General features: G+C 67.6%; 2 protein-coding genes. Both read right to left on the bottom strand.

The genetic code is table 11. The annotated features are described in order from the left end of the window. A partial coding sequence (locus PMI40_RS11990) for a biotin/lipoyl-binding protein (RefSeq protein ID WP_008115624.1) occupies window positions 1-462 on the bottom strand: 462 nt, incomplete at its 3' end. Beyond that, entirely contained in the window at window positions 459-2,363 is a 1,905-nt protein-coding gene (locus PMI40_RS11985) for a peptidase domain-containing ABC transporter (protein ID WP_008115623.1), read from the bottom strand. The genes PMI40_RS11985 and PMI40_RS11990, both read right to left, overlap by 4 nt. Between the last annotated feature and the right edge of the window lies 1 nt (window position 2,364).

The following is a 2,364-nucleotide window of genomic DNA, read 5'->3' as shown; positions in this document are numbered from 1 at the left end:
CAACTCGGCGGCTACCCGCCGCAGTTGCATGCGCTGGCGCCTGAGCTCGCCGTCGACGCCGGCCCGCTCGGCCCGCGCCACGGTCGTGTCGAGCCGCACCAGGGCCTGTCCGGCGACCACCTGGTCGCCCTCGACAACCAACAGGTCACGTACCACGCCGGGTTCGGCAGGTTGCACGATCTTGAGCAAGGTCTGCGGCACCAGGCGCCCCTGGGCACTGGCGACGACGTCGAGCTTGCCCACGCAGGCCCAGGCCGACAACAGCGCCAGCAACAGGCAGACGCTCCACAGCACCACCCGCGAACGTCGCATCGGGTCGTCATGCTGCAGCGCCGCCAGCGGATTGAGCCAGGCCGGGCTGAGCCTGGGCCGCTCCGTGGGGTCGACTGTCGTGGCTGTGCCGGCTGTGCCATCTGCATCTTGCGCGGCAGACGATGGTTCGGGCAGAGACGGGGGACTCATCGCGCGCTGCCCTTGCTGCCGGTCATCGGCTCGACCGTCTCCACGCCCTGCGGGGTGATGCGATAGAGCGCATCGACCTGCAGTCCGGGGGGCAAGCCGTGGGTGATGAACAGCATCGTCACCTTGCCACGCAAATGATTGACGGTCTGGGCGAAGGCCGTTGCGGTGACGCCGTCCAGCGCGCTGGTGGCTTCGTCGAAGATCAGTATCTCGGGTCGCTTGAGCAACGCCCGGGCAATCGCGATGCGCTGGCGCTGGCCACCGGACAGGCCGGCGCCGCGTTCGCCGATCTCGCTCTGGTAGCCCTGCGGCAGCGCCTCGATGTCGGCATGGATCTCGGCCATGCGTGCTGCCTGGCAGACCTGCTCGAAGCCGGCCGCCGGATTGGCCAGCAACAGGTTGTCCAGGATGGTACCGGCAAACAGCGTGGTCTCTTGCGGCACTACACCGAAGTGGCGTCGCAGCTCATTGGCGCCCAGGTGCCGGATATCGATGTCGTTGATCAGGATGCGCCCCTGCTGCGGCACATAGAAGCCTTGCAACAGCTTGGCCAGGGTACTCTTGCCGCAACCCGACGCGCCCATGACGGCCACCGTTTCGCCGCTGCGGATCTCGAGCGACAGGTTCTGGTACAGCCAGGGTTGCTGGTCATCGTACCGAAAGCCGAGCCCGACGATACTGACCTGGCCACGCCGCTGCGCCTGGCGTGTCGCCTGCAGCACATACGGCTCCGGCGGCGCGTCCATCAGGTCGCCCAGCCTGGCCACGGCCAGGCGCGCCTGCTGGAACTGCTGCCACAGGCCGACCAGGCGCATCATCGGCTGCGACAGCCGCGCGGCGAACATCTGGAACGCAATCAACATGCCGGTGGTGAATTCGGGGGACTCCATCACCGTATAGGCACCGATGCCGAGGATCAGCAAGCTCATCGCCTGCTCCAGCAGGCCAGCCACCGTGTCGTAGGAATTGCCCAGCTGGCGGGTCGAGAAGCCGGCCTGCAGGTACGCCGCCAGGAAACTGCGGTAGCGGCTGCGCAGCTGCGGCTCGAGTTGCAGCGACTTGACGGTCTCGATGGCGGCCACGTATTCGGTCACGAAGGCCTGGTTGCGCGCGCCCATCATGAACTGCCGCTGCAGGCGTGCCTGGAACAGCGGCGCAACCGCCAGGCTGAGCGCCATCACCATGGCCAGCACCACCAGCACCATCAGCGCCAGGGGCGTGCTGTAGTAGAACATGATGCCCACGAAGATCAGCAGGAAAGGCAGGTCGAGGATCAGCGTGATGGCAGCCCCGGCGAGGAACTCGCGAATCGTCTCGACGCCTTGCAGGCGCGCCGTGACCACCCCGGTCGGCCGATGCTGGAAGTACAGCGGCGGCAAGCGCAGCAGGTGCTCGAACACGGCCGCGCCGAGGCTGGCGTCGATGCGGTTGCCCGTATGCAGGATCAGGTATTGGCGCAGCCACGACAGCAGGGCCGAGAACAGTGCGAAGCAGCCCATGCCGATCACCAGCACCACCAGCGTGCTGCGCGTGTGATGCACGATGACCTTGTCGATGATGGTCTGGGTCAGCAGCGGCATGCCCAGCGCCATCAGCTGTATGGCCAGCGACGCCAGCAATACCTCTTGCCACAGGCGCCGGTACTTGAGCAGTTCGGGGCCGAACCAGGCGAAGCCGAAGGGGCGGCGCAGCGCGCGCGCGCCGGAGTCGCCGTCGGTCGGTTCGCTCACCCGCGGCAACACCAGCAGCATGTCGCCGGTGTGGCGCTGCGCCAGTTGCTCGATGCCCACTTCGTGAGGGGCGCCTTGCCCGGGCAGTGCGATCAGCGCGGTGGCCTCGTTGCGGGCCAGCAGCAGGCAGGGATGGCCCTGCGCAGCATTATCGCCGGCGGCCGGCCGCAGC

The organism is Herbaspirillum sp. YR522 (assembly GCF_000282575.1).
Taxonomy (GTDB): Bacteria; Pseudomonadota; Gammaproteobacteria; order Burkholderiales; family Burkholderiaceae_D; genus Herbaspirillum.
This window is presented reverse-complemented; position numbering and strand designations above follow the sequence as displayed.